General features: G+C 67.3%; 19 protein-coding genes, 4 tRNA genes and 1 riboswitch. Of the genes, 12 read left to right on the forward strand and 11 right to left on the reverse strand.

The features are described 5' to 3' along the window. Positions 1 to 38 precede the first annotated feature (38 nt). The 6 genes from folE to ACTCB7_RS02375 form a co-directional block, all read right to left on the reverse strand. Positions 39 to 701, reverse strand: a complete 663-nt coding sequence (gene folE / locus ACTCB7_RS02350; protein ID WP_463005413.1) for a GTP cyclohydrolase I FolE — start codon at positions 699 to 701, stop codon at positions 39 to 41. 188 nt (positions 702 to 889) lie between these two features. Continuing rightward, positions 890 to 965, reverse strand: a tRNA-Asn gene (locus tag ACTCB7_RS02355). A gap of 28 nt (positions 966 to 993) precedes the next feature. Next, positions 994 to 1,069: transfer RNA gene (locus ACTCB7_RS02360), tRNA-Asn, on the reverse strand. 70 nt (positions 1,070 to 1,139) lie between these two features. Continuing rightward, positions 1,140 to 1,215, reverse strand: a tRNA-Asn gene (locus ACTCB7_RS02365). Positions 1,216 to 1,352: 137 nt separating this feature from the next. Then, positions 1,353 to 1,429 (reverse strand) — tRNA-Met (locus ACTCB7_RS02370). Positions 1,430 to 1,520: 91 nt separating this feature from the next. Beyond that, positions 1,521 to 2,474: a choline ABC transporter substrate-binding protein gene (locus tag ACTCB7_RS02375; RefSeq protein ID WP_463005414.1), complete on the reverse strand. Its 954-nt coding sequence runs from the start codon at positions 2,472 to 2,474 to the stop codon at positions 1,521 to 1,523. A gap of 212 nt (positions 2,475 to 2,686) precedes the next feature. On the opposite strand from ACTCB7_RS02375, the gene betI reads away from it, so the two are divergent. The 4 genes from betI (at position 2,687) to ACTCB7_RS02395 (ending at position 9,175) form a co-directional block, all read left to right on the forward strand. After that, on the forward strand, positions 2,687 to 3,286 hold the full coding sequence (betI, locus tag ACTCB7_RS02380) for a transcriptional regulator BetI (RefSeq protein WP_463005415.1): 600 nt from the start codon (positions 2,687 to 2,689) through the stop codon (positions 3,284 to 3,286). Between the two features lie 48 nt (positions 3,287 to 3,334). Next, on the forward strand, positions 3,335 to 4,804 hold the full coding sequence (gene betB / locus ACTCB7_RS02385; RefSeq protein WP_463005416.1) for a betaine-aldehyde dehydrogenase: 1,470 nt from the start codon (positions 3,335 to 3,337) through the stop codon (positions 4,802 to 4,804). Positions 4,805 to 4,879: 75 nt separating this feature from the next. Beyond that, positions 4,880 to 6,571, forward strand: coding sequence for a choline dehydrogenase (gene betA, locus ACTCB7_RS02390; RefSeq protein ID WP_463005417.1), 1,692 nt, complete (start codon positions 4,880 to 4,882; stop codon positions 6,569 to 6,571). A gap of 153 nt (positions 6,572 to 6,724) precedes the next feature. Further along, positions 6,725 to 9,175 (forward strand): acyl-CoA dehydrogenase, encoded by a 2,451-nt coding sequence (locus ACTCB7_RS02395; protein WP_463005418.1) that lies wholly within the window; start codon positions 6,725 to 6,727, stop codon positions 9,173 to 9,175. 111 nt (positions 9,176 to 9,286) lie between these two features. On the opposite strand, the gene ACTCB7_RS02400 is transcribed toward ACTCB7_RS02395, so the two are convergent. Further along, complete coding sequence (locus tag ACTCB7_RS02400) at positions 9,287 to 10,264, reverse strand: NADPH:quinone reductase (RefSeq protein ID WP_463005419.1); 978 nt, start codon at positions 10,262 to 10,264, stop codon at positions 9,287 to 9,289. 145 nt (positions 10,265 to 10,409) lie between these two features. On the opposite strand from ACTCB7_RS02400, the gene kduD reads away from it, so the two are divergent. After that, the gene (gene kduD / locus ACTCB7_RS02405) at positions 10,410 to 11,168 is read left to right on the forward strand and encodes a 2-dehydro-3-deoxy-D-gluconate 5-dehydrogenase KduD (protein WP_463005420.1); all 759 of its coding nucleotides are present in this window, start codon (positions 10,410 to 10,412) and stop codon (positions 11,166 to 11,168) included. A gap of 19 nt (positions 11,169 to 11,187) precedes the next feature. Here kduD and ACTCB7_RS02410 read toward each other — a convergent pair whose 3' ends face one another. After that, on the reverse strand, positions 11,188 to 11,760 hold the full coding sequence (locus ACTCB7_RS02410) for a hypothetical protein (RefSeq protein WP_463005421.1): 573 nt from the start codon (positions 11,758 to 11,760) through the stop codon (positions 11,188 to 11,190). Between the two features lie 90 nt (positions 11,761 to 11,850). On the opposite strand from ACTCB7_RS02410, the gene ACTCB7_RS02415 reads away from it, so the two are divergent. From ACTCB7_RS02415 to ACTCB7_RS02435, 5 genes are all read left to right on the forward strand, one after another. Beyond that, the gene (locus ACTCB7_RS02415) at positions 11,851 to 12,606 is read left to right on the forward strand and encodes a glycerophosphodiester phosphodiesterase family protein (protein ID WP_463005422.1); all 756 of its coding nucleotides are present in this window, start codon (positions 11,851 to 11,853) and stop codon (positions 12,604 to 12,606) included. 83 nt (positions 12,607 to 12,689) lie between these two features. Beyond that, a complete protein-coding gene (locus tag ACTCB7_RS02420; protein WP_463005423.1) occupies positions 12,690 to 13,511 on the forward strand; it encodes a motility protein A in 822 nt (273 codons plus the stop codon). Next, positions 13,504 to 14,145, forward strand: coding sequence for an OmpA/MotB family protein (locus ACTCB7_RS02425; RefSeq protein WP_463005424.1), 642 nt, complete (start codon positions 13,504 to 13,506; stop codon positions 14,143 to 14,145). The genes ACTCB7_RS02420 and ACTCB7_RS02425 overlap by 8 nt, the downstream gene beginning before the upstream one ends. A gap of 209 nt (positions 14,146 to 14,354) precedes the next feature. Further along, a riboswitch (cobalamin riboswitch) is annotated at positions 14,355 to 14,547 on the forward strand. 157 nt (positions 14,548 to 14,704) lie between these two features. Then, a complete protein-coding gene (locus ACTCB7_RS02430; protein WP_463005425.1) occupies positions 14,705 to 16,510 on the forward strand; it encodes a TonB-dependent receptor domain-containing protein in 1,806 nt (601 codons plus the stop codon). A gap of 98 nt (positions 16,511 to 16,608) precedes the next feature. After that, positions 16,609 to 18,219, forward strand: coding sequence for an OpgD/OpgG family glucan biosynthesis protein (locus ACTCB7_RS02435; RefSeq protein ID WP_463005426.1), 1,611 nt, complete (start codon positions 16,609 to 16,611; stop codon positions 18,217 to 18,219). Between the two features lie 28 nt (positions 18,220 to 18,247). Here the strand turns inward: ACTCB7_RS02435 and ACTCB7_RS02440 are convergent, their stop codons facing one another. After that, on the reverse strand, positions 18,248 to 19,783 hold the full coding sequence (locus tag ACTCB7_RS02440) for a sensor domain-containing diguanylate cyclase (RefSeq protein ID WP_463005427.1): 1,536 nt from the start codon (positions 19,781 to 19,783) through the stop codon (positions 18,248 to 18,250). Positions 19,784 to 20,113: 330 nt separating this feature from the next. Here ACTCB7_RS02440 and cobO point away from each other — a divergent pair, with 330 nt between their 5' ends. Next, positions 20,114 to 20,713, forward strand: a complete 600-nt coding sequence (gene cobO, locus ACTCB7_RS02445; protein ID WP_463005428.1) for a cob(I)yrinic acid a,c-diamide adenosyltransferase — start codon at positions 20,114 to 20,116, stop codon at positions 20,711 to 20,713. Here cobO and ACTCB7_RS02450 read toward each other — a convergent pair. Continuing rightward, a complete protein-coding gene (locus ACTCB7_RS02450; protein WP_463005429.1) occupies positions 20,707 to 21,579 on the reverse strand; it encodes a cobalamin-binding protein in 873 nt (290 codons plus the stop codon). The two genes, cobO and ACTCB7_RS02450, sit on opposite strands and share 7 nt — an antisense overlap. A gap of 47 nt (positions 21,580 to 21,626) precedes the next feature. On the opposite strand from ACTCB7_RS02450, the gene ACTCB7_RS02455 reads away from it, so the two are divergent. Further along, positions 21,627 to 22,400, forward strand: coding sequence for an SIMPL domain-containing protein (locus ACTCB7_RS02455; protein ID WP_463005430.1), 774 nt, complete (start codon positions 21,627 to 21,629; stop codon positions 22,398 to 22,400). A 21-nt stretch (positions 22,401 to 22,421) separates the two neighbouring features. Here the strand turns inward: ACTCB7_RS02455 and serS are convergent, their stop codons facing one another. Then, positions 22,422 to 23,702 (reverse strand): serine--tRNA ligase, encoded by a 1,281-nt coding sequence (gene serS / locus ACTCB7_RS02460; RefSeq protein ID WP_463005431.1) that lies wholly within the window; start codon positions 23,700 to 23,702, stop codon positions 22,422 to 22,424. Between the last annotated feature and the right edge of the window lie 84 nt (positions 23,703 to 23,786).

The following is a 23,786-nucleotide window of genomic DNA, read 5'->3' on the forward strand; positions in this document are numbered from 1 at the left end:
CGGGCGGCATGGCGTCGTCGGTACCACAAAAGCGGGAATCAGCTGATGGCCGGAGCCTCGCCGCCCGAGAGCCGGAGAATCCTCAGGAATTCGCGCCGCGTCGCCGGGTTCTTGCGGAAGGTACCCAGCATGCGACTGGTCACCAGGCTGGCCCCGGGCTTGTGAATCCCGCGAGTCGTCATGCACTGGTGAGACGCCTCGATGACCACAGCCACCCCCTGCGGCTGCAGCACCTCATGCAGGGTGTCGGCGATCTGCACGGTCATCTTTTCCTGAATCTGCAGGCGTTTGGCATAGATCTCCACCAACCGGGCCAGCTTGGAGATGCCCACCACCCGACGATCGGGAATGTAACCGATATGGGCCTTGCCGATGATCGGCGCCATGTGATGCTCACAGTGGCTCTCGAAGCGGATGTCGTTCATGACGATCATCTCGTCGTAGCCTTCCACCTCGGAGAAGGTTCGCTCGAGCACACCGACCGGATCGGAGGTGTAGCCGGCGAAGAACTCCTCATAGGCCCGCGCCACCCGAGCGGGGGTATCCACGAGCCCCTCGCGATCCGGGTCGTCTCCAGCCCAGCGTATCAATGTCCGGACGGCGTTTTCGGCCTCTTCACGGCTCGGCGCTGTCGATGCCATGCTTATCCTCGTGCAATCCCGCTCATGCTTGCGACTTCCGCCCGGCCGGACGGAAACCATGGACAGAGGTTGTCGAGCAACCTGGTTGCCGAATCATATCACGATCGTCCACGACGGGTCCCCATCGGCTTGCCTGTACGAACAAAGGCCGTGAAATCAGAGGGATACTGAAATAATATCGCGCCCGGACGGGCTATCGCCACGCGACCGTCAGGAAACGCCGGCGATCAGGAAGACAGCGGAAGGATTGGCTCCCCGAGCAGGACTCGAACCTGCGACCCAATGATTAACAGTCATTTGCTCTACCAACTGAGCTATCGGGGAATACCTGAATACGGAAGGACATCGATGTTGGCTCCCCGAGCAGGACTCGAACCTGCGACCCAATGATTAACAGTCATTTGCTCTACCAACTGAGCTATCGGGGAATACCGTCGATGTATAAGCTCTATTTTTCGCGCCCTTGACGAATGACTCGACAGTGCACGTTGCGATGCTTGGCTCCCCGAGCAGGACTCGAACCTGCGACCCAATGATTAACAGTCATTTGCTCTACCAACTGAGCTATCGGGGAACATCACTTGAGCTCGCGACGTAGTATACGGATTCCTTTTCAATCGTCAAGGCGTGTAATCGCCGCCCGGCCCGTCGCAACCCTCGGCTTTCCTTGACGAAAACGCCCAGCGGCAAAGCGCTGGGCCTTCGGAATCCTGGTGGCTACGCCCTGATTCGAACAGGGGACCCCATCATTATGAGTGATGTGCTCTAACCAGCTGAGCTACGTAGCCATGTCACCTACCGCGCCGAGGCTTTCTGCCCCGGTACAGCGGTTGCGAATTATGCACAGGGGCCGCCCTCTTGGCAACCCCTGCTCACGGATTACTGCTTGACTCCCAGTGCCTTCTTCACGGCCGGCAGCCCTTCGCCGCCGTCAACGGTGGTCACGCCATCGAGCCAGTCAGACAGCACGTCGGGATGGGCCTGGAGCCACTCGCGGGCCGCGACACGCGGCTTCTTGCCGTCATCCATGATCGCCCCCATCACCTCGTTCTCCATGTCCAGGGTGAACGTCAGGTTCTTGAGCAGCCGGCCGGCATTGGGGCAATCGTCGACAAAACCGGCACGGGTGTTGGTGTAGACCGTCGCACCGCCGTAGTTGGGGCCGAAGTAGTCGTCGGCGCCGGACAGGTAGGCCATGTCGAAGTTGGTGTTCATCGGGTGCGGCTCCCAGCCCAGGAACACCATCCACTGCTTGTCGCCCACCTTCGACTTGAGCTCGGCGAGCATGCCCGCCTCGGAGGAATCGACGAGTTCCCAGTCGCCCAGGCCGAAGGCATCGTCATCGATCATGTCCTGGATGATCATGTTGCCGTCGTTGCCGGCCTCGATCCCGTAGAGACGCTTGCCGAACTGGTCGGCATGCTTGTCGAGATCGGCCACCGAGGTCACGCCGGCATCGTAGACGTACTGCGGCACGGCCAGCGTGTACTTGGCCCCCTCGAGGTTGGCGCCGACCCGATCGACCTGGCCCTTGTCGATGTAGGGATCGCTGATCGAGGCCATCGACGGCATCCAGTTGCCGAGGAAGACGTCGAAGTCGCCGTTCTTCAACCCGGAGTAGGCGATCGGCACCGACACGGTATCGCTGGTCACGTCATAGCCCAGCCCGTCGAGCACCTCGCTGGTCATCGCGGTCGTCGCGGTGATGTCGGTCCAGCCGACCTCGGCGAAGTGTACCGTCCGGCACTGTTCCGGCACCTCGGCGGCGGCCAGGGGAGCCATCGAAGCCAGCAGACTGCCGGCGACCAGAGTCAGAGAGGATGTCTTGTACATTGACGTTTCTCCTGCGGACGAAGTGGCGTGCCGCCTTGCGACACGTTGGATAACGATTAATTATGCGATAATCAACCACGCATTCCACTATACAATAGTTTTTGTTGATTGAACGTTCAATAAAAACATTGCACACTATAGACCAATGAGGCGTGGACGGCCCGAATCACGATTCAACGTCGTCCGTCTCGCGACAGGTAAGGAGGAGGCTCGTGCCCAAGGTCGGAATGGAGCCCATACGCCGGCGGCAGTTGATCAACGCCACCATGCAGGCCATCGACGACGTCGGTCTGGCGGACGCCACCGTCGCGCGCATCGCCCGGCAGGCCGGTGTCTCGGCCGGCATCATCAGCCACTATTTCGGAGGCAAGGACGGCCTGCTGGAAGCCACCATGCGCCAGATCCTCTACGACCTGGGCACCGCCGTGGCCACGCGGCGCGCCCGCCTTGCGGATAACACGCCGGCGGCCCACCTGCGCGCGATCATCGACGGCAACTTCGATCGCAGTCAGGTCAGCCAGTCGGTGATGAAGACCTGGCTGGCCTTCTGGGCCTCGAGCATGCACAAGCACGACCTCCAGCGGCTGCAGCGGGTCAACGACCGGCGGCTCTACTCGAATCTCTGCTGTCAGTTCCGACGCTGCCTGCCGCGCGCCGAGGCCCGCCGTGCCGCCCGCGGCCTGGCGGCAATGATCGACGGTCTGTGGCTGCGCGGCGCCCTGGCACCCGAGGGTCTGGACGTCGACCGGGCCCGCCAGCTGGCCTACGACTACCTGGAAGAACAACTGGCGCACGCCGAATGCCCCGCCTGAGGGCGAATTCGGCGGCGTGAATCACTCATTCCTTTTCGCGGAGGCAACATGGCCACACTCGAAACTCAGCCACTCTACATCGACGGGCGTCGCGTGGACGCCACCTCCGGTGAAACCTTCGACACCGTCAATCCCGCCAACGGTGAGGTGCTGGCCAGCGTTCAGCAGGCATCACGCGACGACATCGATCGCGCCGTCGCCTCGGCCCGCCGGGGCCAGCAGGTCTGGGCGGCAATGACCGGCATGGAGCGCAGCCGCATCCTGCTGCGTGCCGTCGCCCTGCTTCGTGAGCGCAACGACGAGCTGGCGCATCTGGAAACCTTGGATACCGGCAAGCCGATCAGCGAGACCCAGGCGGTGGACATCGTCACCGGCGCCGACTCGCTGGAGTACTACGCCGGGCTGGCGCCTGCCATCGAGGGCACGCAGATCCCGCTGCGCGAAGACTCCTTCGTCTACACGCGCCGCGAGCCGCTGGGCGTGATCGGGGCCATCGGCGCCTGGAACTACCCCATCCAGATCGCCTGCTGGAAGAGCGCACCCGCGCTGGCCGCCGGCAACGCCGTGGTCTTCAAGCCCAGCGAGGTCACGCCGCTGACCACCCTGAAGCTGGCCGAGATCTTCACCGAAGCCGGTCTGCCCGACGGCGTGTTCAACGTGGTCCACGGCGACGGACGCGTCGGCGAACTGCTCACGCACCATGCCGACATCGACAAGATCACCTTCACCGGCGAAGCCGGCACCGGCAAGAAGGTGATGTCCGCCGCGGCCGGCTCGACTCTCAAGGAAGTGACCATGGAGCTGGGCGGCAAGTCGCCGCTGATCGTCTTCGACGACGCCGACCTGGATCGGGCTGCCGACGCCGCCATGATCGCCAACTTCTATTCCAGCGGTCAGGTCTGCACCAACGGCACCCGCGTCTTCGTGCACCGCTCGATCAAGAGCGCCTTCGAGGCCCGCATCAAGGAGCGCGTGGAACGCATCCGCGCCGGCGACCCGCTCGACCCGGACGTCAACTTCGGCCCGCTGGTCAGCTTCGAGCACCTCGAGAAGGTCCAGGGCTACATCGACCTGGGCAAGCAGGAAGGCGCCCGCGTGCTGGTCGGCGGGGAGCGCTGGAACGACGGCGACTTCGCCGCCGGCGCCTGGGCGGCCCCCACGGTGTTCACCGACTGCCGCGACGACATGCGCATCGTCCGCGAGGAGATCTTCGGCCCGGTCATGTCGATCCTGGTCTTCGACGACGAGGACGAGGTCGTGCGGCGCGCCAACGACACCACCTACGGCCTGGCCGCCGGCCTGTTCAGCGAGAGCCTGAACCGCTCGCATCGCGTCATCCACCGCCTGCAGGCGGGAATCTGCTGGATCAACACCTGGGGCGACTCCCCGGCCGAGATGCCGGTGGGCGGCTACAAGGAGTCCGGCATCGGTCGCGAGAACGGCCTGTCATCACTCGACCAGTACACCCAGATCAAGTCGGTCCAGGTCGAGATGGGCCCCTTCCCGCCGGTCTTCTGACCTGCCCGGGCCGGCCCGAGGGCCGGCCCGTCGTCAGCCGCTTTTCGATCCCGACTTCACGCAGGAGGGCCGCTCATGACGCAGGCTCGTGAATACGACTACATCATCATCGGCGCCGGCTCCGCCGGCAACGTCCTCGCCACGCGACTGACCGAGGACCCCGACGTGCAGGTGCTGCTGCTGGAAGCCGGCGGCCCGGACTACCGTTTCGACTTCCGCACTCAGATGCCGGCGGCGCTCGCCTACCCGCTGCAGGGCAAGCGCTACAACTGGGCGTTCGAGACCGACCCCGAACCCCACATGGACAACCGGCGCATGGAGTGCGGCCGCGGCAAGGGCCTGGGCGGCTCGTCGCTGATCAACGGCATGTGCTACATCCGCGGCAACGCCCTGGACTACGACAACTGGGCCAGGCGCGAGGGGCTCGAGGACTGGACCTACGCCGACTGCCTGCCCTACTTCAGGAAGGCCGAGACCCGCGACATCGGCGCCAACGACTACCACGGCGGTGACGGACCGGTCTGCGTCGCCACTCCGAAGGCAGGCAACAACCCCCTCTATCATGCCTTCATCGAGGCGGGTATCCAGGCCGGCTACCCGGCCACCGAGGACGTCAACGGCTACCAGCAGGAAGGCTTCGGCCCCATGGACCGGTTCGTGACCCCGAACGGCCGGCGTGCCTCCACCGCCCGGGGCTATCTGGACATCGCCAGGCCGCGGCCCAACCTGACCATCGAGACCCGCGCCACCACCGACGTGATCACCTTCGAGGGCAAGCGTGCCAGCGGCGTGCGCTACGCGCGCGGCGGCCAGACCCGGGAGGTCAGGGCGCGCCGCGAGGTGCTGCTGTGCGCCGGCGCCATCGCCTCGCCGCAGATCCTGCAGCGCTCCGGCATCGGCCCGCAGGACGTGCTCGACGAGTTCGGCATCACGCCGGTTCAGGTCAACGACAACGTCGGCGCACACCTCCAGGACCACCTGGAGATGTACATCCAGTACGAGTGCACAAAGCCGATCTCCCTGTACCCGGCGCTGAAGTGGTACAACCAGCCGAAGATCGGCGCCGAATGGATGCTGTTCGGCACCGGCATGGGCGCCAGCAACCAGTTCGAGGCCGCCGGCTTCATCCGCACCCGCGACGCGGAGGCGTGGCCCAACCTGCAGTACCACTTCCTGCCCATCGCCATCAGCTACAACGGCAAGAGCGCGGTGCAGGCCCACGGTTTCCAGGCCCACGTCGGATCCATGCGTTCCGAGAGCGAGGGCCGGGTGCGCCTGACCTCGCTGGACCCCGCGGCCGCGCCCTCGATCCTGTTCAACTACATGTCCACCGAGAAGGACTGGCAAGAGTTTCGCGACGCCATCCGCCTGACCCGCGAGATCATCAATCAGCCGGCCATGGACGAATACCGCGGCCGCGAGATCTCCCCGGGGCCGGACGTGCAGTCCGACGCCGAGCTCGACGCCTTCGTCCGCCAGCATGCCGAGACCGCCTATCACCCCTGCGGAACCTGCCGCATGGGCGCCGGCGACGACAGCGTGGTCGATGGCGCCGGGCGCGTTCACGGCGTGGAAGCCCTGCGGGTGGTCGACGCCTCGCTGTTCCCGGTGATTCCCACCGGCAATCTCAACGCGCCGACGATCATGCTGGCCGAGAAGATGGCCGACAAGATCCGCGGCCGCGAGCCGCTGCCGAAGAGCAACGCCCCCTACTACGTCGCCGATGGCGCACCGGCCCGGCAACGCGCGCCCGAACGCCCGGCCTGATTCAAGCCCTTTTCCCCTTGTTTGCCCCGCTTCGCGGGGCTTTTTTTGGCGTCGTGTTCCGCGCCGCTCTGGTCAGGCCCGACCAAATCCTCTAGGCTGATAGCATTCAAACGTACGTTCGAATCACCTCATTGTCCGCTTCGGAGAATCTCGATGCTGTCATTGCTGCTCATCGTGCTGGCCGCCATCGGCCTGATCGAAGTCATGCGCCACGAGGCCGGCGCCCCGGCGGCACTCGCCGCCACCGGTATACCCGGCCTGCTGGGGGTCGTGCTCGGCGCCCCGGTCACCGCTGTACTCCTGCTGCTGGCGACGCTGGTCATCGCCGCCGGCGGTTTGCCCGCACTGCGCCGGCGCTGGCTGACCCCGCGCCTGTTCGCCCGCTTTCGCCGGGTGGCGCCGCGCGTCTCGGATACCGAGCGCGTGGCCCTGGAAGCCGGCAGCGTGTCCTGGGACGGCGAGCTGTTCACCGGGCGTCCCGACTGGCAGCACCTGCTGGCCTACCGTGACGACGGCCTGAGCGACGCCGAGCGCGCCTTTCTCGAGCATCAGTGCGCGGAGGTCGCCGGCCTGTGCAACGGCTGGGATGTGGCCCGCGAGCGCGCCGACCTGCCCGAGGCAGCCTGGGACTACCTGAAGCGGGAACGCTTCTTCGGCATGATCATCCCCGAGGAATACGGCGGCCTGGGCTTCTCGGCCAAGGCCCAGTCGGCGGTGCTGCAGAAACTGGTGGTCAACGAAACGCTGATGATCTCGGTAGGTGTGCCCAACTCGCTCGGCCCGGGCGAGCTGCTGCTCAAGTACGGCACCGAGGAACAGAAGAACCATTACCTGCCGCGGCTGGCCGACGGCCGCGAGATTCCCTGCTTCGGCCTCACCGGGCCGCGTGCCGGCTCGGACGCCACCTCGCTGCCCGACGTCGGCGTGGTGGTCAAGCGCGAGGTCGAGGGCAAGGAGGTGCTGGGGCTCGAGCTGACCTTCGAGAAACGCTGGATCACCCTGGCCCCGATCGCCACCGTGGTGGGTCTGGCATTCCGGCTGTTCGACCCCGACCATCTGCTCGGCGAGGAAAGCGACCTGGGCATCACCTGCGCACTGATCCCCCGCGACACGCCGGGCATGGAGATCGGCCGTCGCCATCACCCGATCGGCAGCCCCTTCATGAACGGGCCGATCGTCGGCCGCAACGTCTTCGTGCCGCTCGACTGCATCATCGGTGGCCCGTCGATGGCCGGCCAGGGCTGGCGGATGCTGGTCGAGTGCCTGTCGGTGGGCCGCTGCATCACGCTGCCCTCCGGCGCCGCCGGGGTCGGCCGCTACGCCGCCGGCTGGTCCGGCGGGTTCACCCGCATTCGCCGCCAGTTCAACCTGCCGGTCGCCGAGATGGAAGGCGTGCAGGAAGCCCTGGCTCGCCTGACGGCGCATGCCTACATCGCCCAGGCCGCGGTGTATCAGACCGCCAACCTGATCGATCACGGCGTCAAGCCGGCGGTCCCCTCGGCGATCCTCAAGAGCCAGCTGACCGAGTTCCAGCGGCGCATCCTTGCCGACGCCATGGACGTCCACGGCGGCAAGGCGGTGACGCTGGGACCGCGCAACTACCTGGGGCTCGCCTGGAGCGCCGTGCCGGTGTCGATCACCGTCGAGGGCGCCAACATCATGACCCGCAATCTGATGGTCTTCGGCCAGGGCGCCATCCGCTGTCACCCCTACGTGCTCGAGGAGCTCGCCGCCGCCGACAACGACGACCTCGATGCCTTCGACCGGGCCTTCTTCGGGCATGCCGGGCTGATTGCCGGCAACGCCGCCCGTGCTTTCACCCAGGCGCTGGGCCTCGGCAAGTCCCGGGTGCCCTTCGACGAGCTGGCCGCCCCCTATGCCCGTGAGGTCAGCCGCCTCTCCGCCGGCTTCGGACTGTGCGCCGATGCCGCCATGGCCAGCCTGGGCTCGAGCCTCAAGAAGCGCGAGATGCTCTCGGCCCGACTCGGCGATGTGCTCGCCAATCTCTATCTGCTGTCGATGGTGCTCAAGCAGTGGCACGACGACACCAGTGTCGAGCATGAAGCGGCGCTGCTTCATTACAGCTGCCGCACCCTGCTCCACCGCACCGAGCAGGCCTTCGTCGAGCTCTTCGACAACCTGCCCAACCGGGCCCTGGGACGCAGCCTGTCGGCCATCATCATGCCGCTCGGGCGGCGCTGGAAGGCCCCCGAGGACTCCCTCACCCGGGAGATCGCCCACGCCATTTCCACCGCCACGCCGCTGCGCGACAAGCTGCTGGCCGGCACCTGGAATACCCAGGCGGAAGGCGACGTCGACAACCCCCTGGCCCGCTACAACGCCCTGCTGGCCGACTACCCGCGGGCCGAGCCGCTGTATCGCACCATCAACAAGGCCTATGCCGGCGGCGAGCTGCCCGCCGACGCCCTGCACCCCGAGCAGCGCACCGAGGCGGCGCTCGCCGCCGGGCTGATCGGCGAGGAGGATGCCGCCTTCCTGAGCGCCTTCGAGGCCGAAGTGCTGGACATGCTTACCGTTGACGATTTCGCGTTCGACGCCTTCGCCAGCCAGCCGTCGCAGGCAACCCACCACGACGCGGCATAGACGCCGCAACATCGCGATACGCAAGCGCCCTGCCCGTCGCAACGACGGGCAGGGCGCTTTTGATGCCCGGAAGGAAACCGGCACCGACATCCAGCCCGGTGCCGGCCGGCCTCAGGTCAGCAGGACGGTCGAACCGGTGGTGCGCCGCGAGGCCAGGGCTTCCTGGGCCTCGCCCGCCTTGTCAAGCGGATAGCGCTGGCCGATGTCCACCTTGACCTTGCCACTCTCGAGCATCTCGAACAGGTCGCGGCACATCATCTCGAAGCGCTCGCGGGTATCGGCGTAGCCGTTGAGGCTGGGGCGGGTCACGAACAGCGATCCCTTCTGGTTGAGGATGCCGATGTTGACGCCCTCCACCGGCCCCGAGGCATTGCCGAAGCTGACCATCAGGCCACGCTTGCTCAGGCAGTCCAGCGAGGTCTCCCAAGTGTCCTTGCCCACCGAGTCGTAGACCACCGGCACCATCTCGCCGCCGGTCAGCTCGCGCACCAGCTCGACCACGTTCTCGCGGGTATAGTCGATGGTCGCCCAGGCGCCGTTCTTCTTCGCCAGCTCGGCCTTCTCCGGCGAGCTGACAGTGCCGATCAGCTTGGCGCCCAGCGCCCTGGCCCACTGGCAGGCGATCGAGCCGACCCCGCCGGCCGCGGCGTGGAAGAGGATCGTCTCGCCCGCCTCGACCCGATGGGTCTGGCGCAGCAGGTACTGCACGGTCAGCCCCTTGAGCATCGACGCCGCGGCGGTCTCGAAATCGATGCCGTCGGGCAGCACCACGACCTTATCGGCGGGCAGCACATGCTGCTCGGCATAGGCGCCCAGCGGTCCCTGGGCATAGGCGACGCGATCGCCCGGCTTGAGGTGGGTCACACCCTCGCCGACGGCGTCCACCACGCCGGCCCCCTCGGTGCCCAGCCCGGAAGGCAGGCCCGGCGCCGGATAGAGGCCGGTACGGAAGTAGATATCGATGAAGTTCAGGCCGATCGCCCGGTTGGCGACGCGCACTTCACCCGGTCCGGGAGCGGCGGGTGTCACGTCGACGAGCTCGAGCACCTCGGGGCCACCGGTGCGGGAAAACTGGATACGTTTGGCCATGGCCGGCAATCCTTGTTCAACTGACGGAGTCGGCTCACCTTACAAGCGTCCGCCGATCAAGGCCAGTCCCCGCGGTTCGGCAAGCGCCGTGGCATCGCCTACGCTGGGAACACCCGCAACCACGGATTGCCGACAAGGAGTCTTCATGTCCCTGACCCGTTTCTCGCTCGCCGGGCGAACCGCCCTGGTCACCGGCTGCAACAAGGGGCTCGGCCGCGCCATGGCCGTCGCCCTGGCCGAGGCCGGCGCCGACATCGTCGGCGTCAATCGCAGCGACGACACTACCACCCGGGAAGCCGTCGAAGCGCAGGGACGCCGCTACCACAGCGTCACCGCCGCGCTCGGCGAGACACCCCCGGCCGCCATCGTCGAGGACGCCGTCGCCGCGGCGGGCCAGCTCGACATCCTCGTCAACAACGCCGGTCTGATTCGCCGCGCCCCGGCCATCGAGTTCAGCGAAGCGGACTGGGACGCGGTCATCGATGTGAACCTCAAGGCCGCCTTCTTCCTAGCCCAGCACGTCGCGCGTCACCTGATCGAGCGCGGCGCCCGCGGCAAGATCATCAACGTCGCCTCCCTGCTCTCCTTTCAGGGCGGCATTCGGGTGCCTTCCTACACCGCCAGCAAGAGCGGCCTGCTCGGCCTCACCCGGCTGATGGCCAACGAATGGGCCGCCCACGGCATCAACGTCAACGCCATCGCCCCGGGCTACATGGCCACCGACAACACCCAGGCGCTGCGCGATGATCCGCAGCGCAACGCCGAGCTGCTGGCGCGCATCCCCGCCGAGCGCTGGGGAGAACCGGAGGACATCGCCGGCGCCGCGGTCTTTCTCGCCTCGTCGGCCGCCGATTACGTCCACGGTCATGCGCTGGCGGTGGACGGCGGCTGGCTGGCGCGCTGACCCCGCGCCGCGGCCGGGTTCACAGCTGCGCGGGAAACTGCTCCAGGCCGCGCACGAAGCGCGCCTTGTAGCCGTCGAACAGCTCGCGGTCCTGCTTGAAGGACTGCACCACGGCGTTGACGTCGAAATTCAGGCTCACGGGCAGCGTGTCGGGACCGGCTTCCGGGTGGCGGGGTGCCAGCCCGATGCGCTGGCCCTCCGGCCCGCTCAGCCAGCGCTCGATGCCGGCGCGGTGGAACATGGTTTCCTGGTCGGCGTCGACCGCGTTGACGCGCAGCGGCGCCCGCGTGGCGAGCTCCGCCACCAGGCGTTCGGCAGCGTTCTCGACCGGCGTCTCGGGCAGAACGCCGAGCAGCGCCAGTTCCATGCTCTCGCCGCGGGCATCGGATACCAGCAGCGCCAGTGCCGCCGGGCGGCCGTCGTCGTCGGTCAGCGCCAGGATACGCGCCGCGTCCTGGCGCACCAGCACGCCCAGGGTGCCGGCGAAGCTCGCCAGCGGCACGAGGCCGGCGTCGCGGCCATAGACTTCGGCACACAGGCGCGCCAGACAGGCCTCGCGCTGCCGGGCATCGTTCACGTTCACGACTTTCATGGGCTCTCCATTCGCGAGATGATCGGCGGGGCAGACTAGCATACCGGCCGGCGCCGCCCCACGCTTTCCGCTCCCGCCCGAGGAACCCGCATGCCACCCGCTCCGCCGCCCGACGAACTACCGCCCGTCATGGCTCATCGCGGCCTGTCGGCCCACGCGCCGGAAAACACCCTGGCCGCCGTTCGCGCCGCCCATGCCGCCGGCTGCCGCTGGGTCGAGCTCGACGTTCAATTGCTTGGCGACGGCACACCGGTGATCTGGCACGACGCCGGAATCAAGCGCTGCACTGGCGAACGGGGGCGCCTGGCCGGGCTGAGCCTGGCCACCGCCCGACGACTCGACGTGGGCGGCTGGTTCTCCGCCGAGTTCAACGGCGAGCGGATGGCCACCCTCGAGGCGATGCTTGACCTGATCGTCTCGCTCGAGCTGGGCCTCAACCTGGAATTCAAGGTCAACCGGGGGCGCGATCCGGCCGCCCTGGTGGACGCGGTGCTGCCGCCGGTCGAACGCTGTTTGCCGCCCTCGCGCTGGCTGGCCTCTTCCTTCGATCGTCGGGCGCTGCACGCCCTGCGCCGTCATCGACCCGATCCGCACCAGCTGCGCCTGGGCCTCATCGCCAAGCGCCTGCCCCGTAGCTGGCGGGAGGACATCCGTGCGCTCGACGCCTTCAGCCTGCATCTGGACTGGCGACGCCTGCGCGAGCAACAGGCCCGTGCCGTGGCCGCGAGCCCCTGCCGGCTGGTCGCCTACACGGTCAACGACCCGCACGTCGCCCGACGCCTGTATGCCTGGGGCGCCGACTCGCTGATCAGCGATGACCCGAAAAAATTGACTGACATCAAGTGATCGCGGGCCCGCGGCCGGCTCTCCTCAACTTTTCGGGGCCGAAGCCGATAGAACGATAAACGATCGTCATCCAAGGAGCCCCGATGAACCCCTCCACGCTGATCGGCATGGTGGTCAGCTGTCTGTTGCTGGCCAGCGTGCTGTTTCTCACGGCCGAGTCTCCCGACAGCTTTCTCAACCTGCCCGGCCTGGCCATCGTGCTGACCGGCACGATGGCGGCGACCTTCATCAGCTATCCCCTGAAGGAGGTGGTACGCGTCGTGCGCCTGGTGGGCCTGGTCTTTCGCCGCGAGGACAGCCATGTCCGCGATGACATCCAGGAACTGGTGGACATGGCGCGGCTGTGGTTCAAGGGTGACGTCCGGGCCGTGGAGCGCGCGCTGGAAAAGACCCGCAACCCCTTCCTGCGCAGCGGCATCCAGCTGGTCATCGCCAATACCAAGGAGGAAGAGATTCTCGACCTGCTGCGCTGGCGCATCGCGCGCCTCAAGGCACGGGAACATGCCGAGGCGCAGATCTTTCGCACCATGGCCGCCTATGCGCCGGCCTTCGGCATGCTCGGTACCCTGGTGGGGCTGGTCAACATGCTCGAGGTCATGGACGGCGGCAGCCTGGCGGATATCGGCCCGCGCATGGCGGTGGCGCTGCTGACCACCTTCTACGGCATCCTGCTGGCCAATCTGGTGTTCAAGCCGATCGCCGTGAAGCTCGAACGCCGCACCGAGGAACGCCTGATCGCCATGAACATGGTGCTCGAAGGGGTTTCGCTGATTTCGCGGCGGCGCCTGCCTTCCTTCATCGAGGAGACCCTTAACTCCTTCATGGCCGATCATCAGGACGAGATTCGCGACGACGGCGAACCGGCACCCGCTATCGACCCCATGCAGGACGGCTCGCATGGGTGACGGGCACGACAACCTGCTGCCCGGGCAGGGCAAGGCATCGGGCGAGGACGGTGAAAGCTGGCTGCTGAGCTATCTCGACGTGCTGACGCTGCTCATCACGTTGTTCGTGCTGCTGCTGACCCTGACCGATCCCACCGCGGAGACGGCGGCGGCTCCCACATCCATGGCGGCCGTCGCCGTCCCGGCCCGTGCCACGGGGACGCAGCCCGACCTCACCGGCCTGCTGCCCCGGCTCGATGGTGTCAGCGTGTCGCGCAGCGATGCGGGGCTCAACCTGCGCATTCAGGACCACCTGCTGTTCGCCAGCGGCCAGGCCGATCTGACCCGGCCCGGCGCCACGGTGCTCCATCGCCTGGTGGCGCTTCTCGAACGCACCCGGGGGACGATCTCCGTGGAGGGGCATACCGACGACGTGCCCATCCACACCGCCCGCTTCCCGTCCAACTGGGAACTCTCCAGTGCCCGGGCCAGCGCCGTGCTGCGTTACCTGCAGGAACAGGGCATCACCGCCGACCGACTGCGCGCCATCGGCTATGCCGACACTCGCCCGCTGCGACCCAACGATTCGCCGGACGATCGTGCCGCCAATCGCCGAGTGGAACTGGTCATCCATGAACAGCGCCCCACATCATGACTCCGATATCCGAACCTTTTTTGACGCTTCATAACCTGAGTTAAGCGCAAAAACGCGGATCAGGTGCCATGGTTAGCCTGTTGAGCATGGAAACGCCCAACGGGACAGCAAGGATGCACCGCGCACGCCCGGTCAGGGACGACCGGGTTCTTGCCCCCGCCACCCCCTACGCCACGGCGTTGACTTGCCCTCCCCGGCCCCGCAGAATTCCCCACCGTCGAGACCCAGGTGCTCGGGAAGCGGGTGACACTCCCGCACTGCCCCCGCAACGGTGTTCGCGTCGATCGATGTCTGGCCCAGCGCCGACCACTGCCGCCAGGCGGGAAGGTGACATCGATCCGCGGTCGTACGTCCACGGCCCAGCGCGTCAGTCCGGAGACCGGCCTGCGTCTCTTCACTGGCTGATGCGGAGGGCTTCGCCAGTGGCGACAGGGCCGGTGCGTCCTCCGGAACTTCCGGCTGGCGTAGCGGCAAGCCGTCCGTGCGTGGCGGGCCGTCGTCACCCTTATCTGTCCTCCTCATCGCGATCGACTGTCACGACGCGCTTGAGGATATTTCCATGCAGCTTCACAAGAGCCCGCTGTGGCTCGCCATCGGCGTCACGGTGGCCCCCCTGACCCAGGCCGACCAGCGCCTGGACACCCTGCAGGTCACCGCCAATCGCCTGCCCCAGACACGCGCCGATGTGCTCGCCAGCACCACCATCATCGACCGCGACGAGATCGAGCGCCTGCAGCCGAACTCCGTGACCGAGCTGCTCCAGGCCCGGGCCGGCGTCGAGCTGACCCGCAACGGCGCCCGCGGCAACCAGACCAGCCTGTTCCTGCGAGGGACCAATTCCGACCACGCCCTGGTGCTGATCGACGGGGCGCGCATCGCCTCGGCTACCGACGGCTCGATCAACTGGGAGTTCCTGCCGGTAGCGGCCATCCAGCGCATCGAGATCGTGCGCGGCCCCCGCGCCGCCGCCTACGGGGCCGATGCCATCGGCGGCGTGATCAACATCATCACCCGCCAAGCCGAAGCCGACGGCGAGCACGCCACCCTGACGCTGCGCCGTGGCAGTGATAACAGCCGTCAGGAAACCGCCTGGTTCACCGCGAACCAGGCCGACACTCAACTTTCGGCGCTGATCGATCACCAGAGCACCGACGGCTTCTCGGCCCGTGCCAACGGCGGTGACGACGACGGCTTCGGACAGCGCACCGGCAAGCTGGCCATGCGCCACGCCTTCGGCGAGCGGGCCGACCTGAACGTCTCGCTGCTGCGTACCCGCAATGACTACGACTACGACGACTGCGGCTACACACTCAGCCAGAATTGCCGTGGCCAGGGCGACCAGCAAGTCCTCTCCGCCTCGCTGACCACGCACGCAAGACCGGGCTGGGACACCGAGCTGGCCGTCGCCCGAGTCAGCGAAAGCCGCGAGCGGATCATCGACGGCCATTCATCCGGCGAGACATTAACCCGGCGCAATGAGGTGTCGCTAACCAACCGTCTGACGGGCGATTGGGGAGATACCGCCCTGGGCGCCGACTTCCGCGATGCCTCGCTCGACTCGCCGCTGACCTACGCCGAGGACGGCCGCCGAAACTGGGGCGTGTTTGCCAACTGGAACAAGCGCCTGGCCCGCCACCAGTTGTCGGCCGGGATTCGCCACGACGATGACACCCGCTTCGGCGGCGCCACCACCGGCAGCCTCGCCTATGCCTACTCGCTGACCCAGAATCAGCAGATCGGCGCCAGCTACGGCACCGCCTACAAGGCCCCCAGCCTGCTCGATCTTTACGGTCCCTATGGCGCCAACCCGAATCTCGACGCCGAAACCTCGCGCACCCGCGAGCTGTTCTGGCGCCTCGATCGCGACGCCTGGGGCCTGTCGGCGACCGCCTTCGATACCCGCATCGACGACCTGATCGACTACGACCCGACCACCTTCATCCCCTACAACGTCGGCAAGGCCCGGATCCGTGGCATCGAGCTGGCGGGCGACTGGCAATACGGTGGTTTCGCGCTGCACGCCGCCCTGACGCACCAGACCCCCGAGAATCGCGAGACAAGCGAGCGCCTGAAGCGCCGCGCGCGCACCTTCGGCCGCCTCGATGCCGACTACACGAGCGGGGACTGGTCGTTCGGCGCCACGCTGCGCAGCGCCGGCGACCGCCGCGACACGGATGCCGCCACCTATGCCGATACCACCACAGCCGGCTACGGTGTGGTGGACCTGCGCACCGACTGGCAGCTCACCCCCCGCATCGCGTTGTCCGCCAAGCTCGACAATGCGCTGGATCGCGACTATCAGCTCGTCGACGGCTACAACACCCAGGGCCGCTACCTGGAAGGCGGGATCATCCTCCGTCTGTAGTACGGCGGCCGTCATGCGCCCCGGCATGGATTGCCGGGGCCCGACGCGATTCCTATAGTGAACGTCGATGACGCTTCATCGACCATCAGGGACGACTCATGCATCGACGCGATTTCCTCAAGGCCGCCAGCGCGCTGGGCGGGGTCTTTCTGCCGCTTTCCCGAGTGCTGGCGGCCGCTCCCGACGCCTCGTCCGCCAGTAGCGGGCAGGGCACGCCCTTCGATTACGCGCGACTGAAAGGCCTGGCACGCCACCTCGCCGACCAACCGCCCCGGGCCGAAGAGGCAAACCTGCCTCCCGAGCTGCTGGGGCTGACCTGGGATCAATACCAGGCCATTCGCTTTCGCAAGGATCATGCCCTGTGGTCCGACGACGAACAGGCCCGCTATCGCGCCGAACTGTTTCACCTGGGCCTCTACTTCAAGAAACCGATCACCATCCACGAAGTCGTCGACGGTCGGGCGCACGAGATCGCCTACGACCCGGCGATGTTCGACTACGGCGACTCGGGCATCGACGGCGACGCCCTGCCGAGCGACCTCGGCTTCGCCGGTTTCCGCCTGCTGCACGACGACGACTGGGAACGCGACCGGGTGGCGTTTCTCGGCGCCAGCTACTTCCGCGCCACCAGCCGCACCCTGCAGTACGGCATGTCGGCCCGCGGCCTGGCGGTCGACACGGGTCTGCCCCGGCCCGAGGAGTTTCCCGACTTCACCCGCTTCTGGCTGGAGCGGCCCGCCTCCGGCAGCAACGAGCTGACGGTCTACGCCCTGCTGGAATCGCCCAGCGTCACCGGGGCCTATCGCTTCGTCATTCGCATCGTCGAGGATGTCACCATGGACGTCGACGCCGCGCTCTATCCGCGCCAGCCGATCGAGCGCCTGGGCATCGCGCCGCTGACCAGCATGTACCTGGTCGGCGAGAACGATCGCCAGGCGGACTGGGACTGGCGCCCGGAAATTCACGACTCCGACGGCCTGGCGATGCACACCGGCGCCGGCGAATGGCTGTGGCGTCCGCTGGTCAACCCGCCGCATCTGCGCTTCAACGCCTACAGCGACCAGAATCCCAGGGGCTTCGGCCTGCTGCAACGGGATCGCGACTTCGACCATTACCAGGACGACGGCGTGTACTATGACCGTCGCCCCTCGGTGTGGGTCGAGCCCCGGGGCGACTGGGGCAAGGGTTCGGTTCAGCTGGTCGAGATCCCCACGATCGACGAAACCTTCGACAACATCGTCGCCTTCTGGCACCCCGACGAGCCCGTGCAACCGGGCAACGAGATGCTCTACGCCTACCGCCTCTACTGGTGCAATACACCGCCGTCGCAACCCGAACTGGCCCGCTGCGTGGCCACCCGTACCGGTCTCGGCGGCGTGGTCGGTCAGCGGCGCGACTACTTCAGTTGGCGTTTCGTGATCGACTTCCGGGGCGGTCCCTTCCCTTTCGATGCCGTCCAGGACGTGGAGGTGGTACCGGTCATCGAGCACAGCGCCGGCCGCGTGGAAATCACCTCGGCGCGGCCGCTGCATGCCATCGACGGCTATCGCGCGATGTTCGATCTGGTCCCGCCGGAAAACACCGACCCCATCAACCTGCGTGTCTACCTCAAGGCCGGTGATCGACCGCTCACCGAGACCTGGCTTTACCAGTGGACGCCGCCGCCCGTCGACGAGCGCGAACTGCACAATCCCGGGCACCTGTCGTGACGCCGGCCCGCCCGGCGCCCTCGTGGCGTCAGTTCAGGCGCTTGGACACCTGACGCGCAGGATCGCCGGCTTCATGGATGGTGACACGGCTGCCGCCCCGCCCCTTGGCCCGATACATGCCGGCATCCGCGGCGTGGACCAGGGCGGCGACGTCGGCGAAGGCCTGGTCGCCGGGGCAATGGGTGGCGATGCCGTAGGACGCGGTCACGAACAGCGCCTCGCCCTCGACCTCGGCCATGGGCGTGCGTGACAGCCAAGACTGGAAGCAGGCGACCACCTCTTCGGCGGCCTGGCTGTCGATGCCGGGCAGGATCAACAGGAACTCCTCGCCGCCGTAGCGCCCCACTTCGCCGCCACGCTGCGCAACCAGTTCGGCCAGCAGGCGGCCGAAGCGGCGCAGCACCTCATCGCCGCAGGCATGGCCGTGGCGATCGTTGAAGGCCTTGAAGCGATCCAGATCGATGAACACCACCGTCAGCGCCGTATCGTCGAGCGACGCCGCGTCAAACGCCCGGTTCAGGCTGTCCTCGAGCTGGCGGCGGTTGGCCAGGCCGGTCAATGCATCGCAATGCGCCTGCCGGGCCAGCCGCTGGTGCTGGTCGCGCAGTGCCTCCAGTTCGGCCCGCTGACGATGCAGGTCGTGCTGCAGGCGCGCATTCTGTTCCGCCAGCAACCACTTGGCCTCGAGCATCAGCTGCTGGGCATCCAGCGCGTCCGGGGCACCGACACGGAACAGCGCCGCCAGCCGGGGCAACTGTGCCTGCAGCATCATCAGCTGCTCGACCATCTGCGGGGCCTCCATCCCGAGCCCCGTCTCGAGCGCCGCCATCACGCCGCTCAGTTCGGCTTCGCCCTGCTGCCAGCCATCGGCGATCCGCCCCGCCGCAATGACACAGTTGAGCGCCAGACGATCACCCTCGGCACCGGGTTCTAGCACCGCATGGCTGTCACGAATCCAGCCCACCATGCGCTCGGGCAGCCGCCAGCGCTGTGCCAGCCAGGCGCCGACTTCCGCATGGTCGGTACCCAGCAGCTCGCGTTCCGCCCGAACCAGCCGGGCATGAGGCATCGTCTGTCCCAGCAGCGGCCGGTAGGTTTCGGGAAGGGCGGCCTGCAGCGCCAGCATGCCGATATCCTGCAGCAGCGCGGCCGTGAACGCCGACCCCGAGCGGGACTCCAGCGCGAGCGCCTCGGCCAGCGACCGGGCGACCATGGCGCTGATCAACGCCCGCTGCCAGTAACGCTCCAGAAACGGCGCCTCGTCAGCATCCCGGGGATTGCAGACCAGACTGCAGCCCAGTGCCAGTGACAGGGTGCGGTCGAGCCCGATACGCTGAACGGCCTGCTGCACGTCCTCGATCGGATAACGGCCGACGTGCAGCACCGTATTCGCCAGCGACAGCAGGCGCGCCGCCAGGGCCGGGTCCTGGCTCAGCGTCGCCGCCACCGCGCGCAGGCTGACCTCGGGGTCCCCGGCCATCTCGATGACGCGCATCACCACCGCCGGCAGCGATGGCAGCGCGGTACAGCGTGCCAGGGACTGGCTGAGCGTGTCGGGTAGCACGGAACGTCTCCTCTTCGTCATGCACGAAAGGCGCAAGCGGTGCCGAAGCGACCGCCGGTCGCGGCGGAGCGTGGGTCGGATCGACGGGACAGACGCTCAAGGGAGGCAGCCCACGGTGGAGCGGCGGGAGACTATCGTCCTTGACAGTGCCTGCCCGGATCGGGCATGGAAAGTCATACTTGCGACAAGACGGCGGCAAGTCAACCGAAATTCGTCGAATATCGGCCAACGTGAAGGCAAAATTACACCGCTTTTCGTCACGTTTTTTACAATGAGGGCACCCGCCACACGGCCGAGCGCCTTCTTCTTCCTTCTATTCCGAGAGGCCCCATGAGTGATCGCGATACCCGCCACCGGCAATCGATGCAGAAGCTCAAGACCCACGTCGACGAGCGCATCGCCGCCGCCAATGAACAACGCGGCCTGCTGCTGGTTTTCACCGGCAACGGCAAGGGCAAGACCACCGCCGCCTGGGGCACCGTCACCCGTGCGCTGGGCTACGGCTACCGGGTCGGCGTGGTGCAGTTCATCAAGGGTCAGTGGGAATGCGGCGAGCGCGAACGGCTGGCCGAGGATGCCAACCTGGAGGTGGCGATCATGGCCACCGGCTTCACCTGGGAGACCCAGAACCGCGAGAGCGACACCCGCGCCTGTCGCGAAGTCTGGCAGCAGGCAGAGCGCCTGCTGCGCGACCCCGACGTCTACCTGGTGGTCCTCGACGAGATCACCTACATGCTCAAGTTCGGCTATCTGGACATCGCCACGGTGGAACGTGCCCTGCGGGAGCGCCCCGCGGAGCAGACGGTGATCGTCACCGGCCGCAACGCCCATCGCGAACTGATCGACATGGCCGACACCGTCACCGAGATGCGCGACGTCAAGCACGCCTTCGACGCCGGCATCCAGGCCCGCCGCGGCATCGACTACTGAGCGGTGGCGGCCTCGGCCAGCACCCTGCAGACCTGCGCCATGCCGTCGAGCAGGCGCGGCCCCGGTCGACTGATCCCGTCGGGGTCAAGGGTATAGAGGTGGCCATCACGCACCGCCGGCAGCGTGGTCCAGCGCTGCCAGGCGGCCTGCCAGTCATCGTCGTCGCCGGCCGCGAGAATCACCGTCGGCCGGGCCGCGAGCAGGGTTTCGCGACTGACCTGCGGCACCAGTACCGGCGAGTCGGCGAACAGCGGTTGCCCACCACAGGCGCGGATCACCTGGGTGATGATCTGGCCGCCCCCCAGCGTGGTCAGGGGCGCGGGCGCCACCTGATAGAAGACCCGCGGCGGCCGGGCGAAACTCTGGCGTAATTTGGCCAGGCGTGCCGCGAAGCGCTCGGCCCGCGCCTCGCCCTGCTCCGCGTGCCCGGTCAGCCGCCCCAGCTCGCGCAGCTCTTCGGGAATGTCCGAAAGACGGCGCGGCTCGCTGGCGTAGACGGGGATGCCCAGCGCGCGCAGGCGCGCGGTCACGGCATGCGGCGTGCCGCTCAGCCAGCTCACCACCAGGTCGGGCCGCCGGCTCAGGATCGCCTCCAGGGAAATCCCCTGATAGCTGCCCACCCGCGGCAGGGCCTGCGCCGCGGGCGGATAGTCGCTGCCCGCGATCACGCCGCTCAGGGCATCGCCGGCCCCAACCGCATAGAGCAGCTCCACCGCATGCGGGGCCAGGGCGACGATGCGTTTAGCCGGTGCCTCGAGCGTCACCGTCTCGCCGCGAGCGTCCGTCACGGTGATGGCCGCCTCAGCCGCGCCGATTCGACACAGCGCGAACAGCACCAGCAGACAAGTGAACCGTGCAGACCGCATGATGGCGTATCCTTGTTGGCACCCGACACTCATTCGAAGGAGGTTCCATGCCCCCACTTTCCTGGCTGCGCATCACGGCGGCCGTCGCCCTGATCGGCACTCCCCTCGCCGCTCACGCCCAGGCGCCGACCCACGACGACGGCCTGAGCGTCGAGGCCCGCGCCACGCTCCACGTGGCACCGGACACGGCGACGCTCAATGCCCGCCTGTGGGAGCGCACACCGGCCGTGTCCCGCAGCGCCGCGCAGTCAACCGATCCCGAGGCACTCGCCGAGGCTCGGCAACGCCTGGAGGCACGCATCGCCGAGGTGATCCGCACACTGGAGGTCAAGGGCGTTTCCAGCCGGGCCATTCAGGCCGGCTCGCTGAGCGTGCATCCCGACTATCTGCCGGCGACGAACCGGGACGATGATGCCGGACCCCGGGTACGCACCCAGCTCGAACGGCCGATCACGATCCACCTGGATACGCTCTCGAGGCTGCCCATTGTGCTGGACATCCTGACCGGAGCCGGCGTCGATGCCCTCGACGGCGTCACCTACGACCTCACCGATCGTGACGCCGCCGCTGACCAGGCCCTGGAACGTGCCATCGACAAGGCCCGACACAAGGCGCAGCTGATGGCGCAGCGCCTGGGCATCTCGCTGGGGCCGGTGGTGCGCGTCGCGGAAACCACCGCCCCCGACGTGCAACCCCGCACGTTGGCGATGCGGGCCGAGGCGGCCCAGGCCAAGGGCGGCAGCGAATACCGCGCGGGCGAGATCGAGATCGACGCCGGGGTAGCGGTCACCTGGGCGATCGCCGGCCCCGACGGCGAGTGACGTCGTCGTCCCTCGACGGGCTCAGTCGACGTTGATGACCTCGAGCCCGCCCATGTAACCGCGCAGGACTTGCGGAACCCGGATCGAGCCATCGGCCTGCTGGTTGTTCTCGAGCACCGCCAGCAGGCAGCGCCCCACGGCCAGGCCGGAGCCATTCAGGGTGTGCAGCAGCTGCGGCTTCTTCTGTTCGGGGCGGCGGAAGCGAGCCTGCATGCGCCGCGCCTGGAAGTCCTCGCAGTTGGAAACCGACGAGATCTCGCGGTAGGTCTCCTGACTGGGCAGCCAGACCTCGAGGTCGTAGGTCTTGGCGGCGCCGAAGCCCATGTCGCCGGCGCACAGGGTGACCACCCGATACGGCAGCTCCAGCGCCTGCAGGATCGCCTCGGCATGGCCGCGCATTTCCTCCAGGGCGTCGTAGCTGGTCTCGGGGTCGACCATCTGGACCATCTCGACCTTGTCGAACTGGTGCTGGCGGATCATGCCGCGGGTGTCCTTGCCGTAGGCGCCCGCCTCGCTGCGGAAGCACGGGGTGTGCGCGGTCAGCCGAACCGGCAGTTCCCGGGCCTCGAAGATGTGGTCGCGGGCGAAGTTGGTCAGCGGCACCTCGGCGGTGGGAATCAGGTAATAGTCGCTCTCCCCCTCGAGGCGAAACAGGTCCTCGCCGAACTTCGGCAGCTGGCCAGTCCCGGTCAGCGAGTCGCGGTTGACGATGTAGGGGACGTAGCACTCCTCGTAGCCGTGCTCGAGGGTCTGGCGGTCGAGCATGAACTGCACGAGCGCCCGGTGCAGCCGCGCGATCGGCCCGCGCATCACCGCAAAGCGCGAGCCGGTCAGCTTGGCGGCCATCTCGAAATCCAGATAGCCGTGACGCGCCCCCAGATCGACGTGGTCCTGGACCGGGAAGTCGAAGGTCGACGGCGTGCCCCAGCGATGCAGCTCGACATTGTCGGCCTCGTCATTGCCTTCCGGCACGCTCTCGTGGGGCAGGTTGGGCAGGCTCGCCAGCAGGGCGTCAAGCTCGGCGTGAACCTCGGCGAGGCGCGACTTGGCGGCATCCAGTCGGTCTCCCAGGTCACTGACCTCGTCGAGCAGCGGCTGGATGTCCTCGCCGGCCGCCTTGGCCTTGCCGATCGCCTTCGAGCGCGTGTTGCGCTCGTTCTGGAGCTGTTCGGTTTCGGTCTGCAGCGTGCGGCGCTGGCTCTCCAGCGCCTCGAACTGCGCGGTATCCAGCGTGAAGCCTCGCTTGGCCAAGCGTTGCGCCACGTCTTCGAGGTCACTGCGAAGCAGTTTGGGATCGAGCATGGGTGCCTTTTCCGTTGACGAATCCAGTCATGATAGAGGGCGAACCCGCCACGGCGGGTCCGGCAAGGGCTGTCATTGTAAGGA

This window comes from Modicisalibacter sp. (assembly GCF_055145905.1).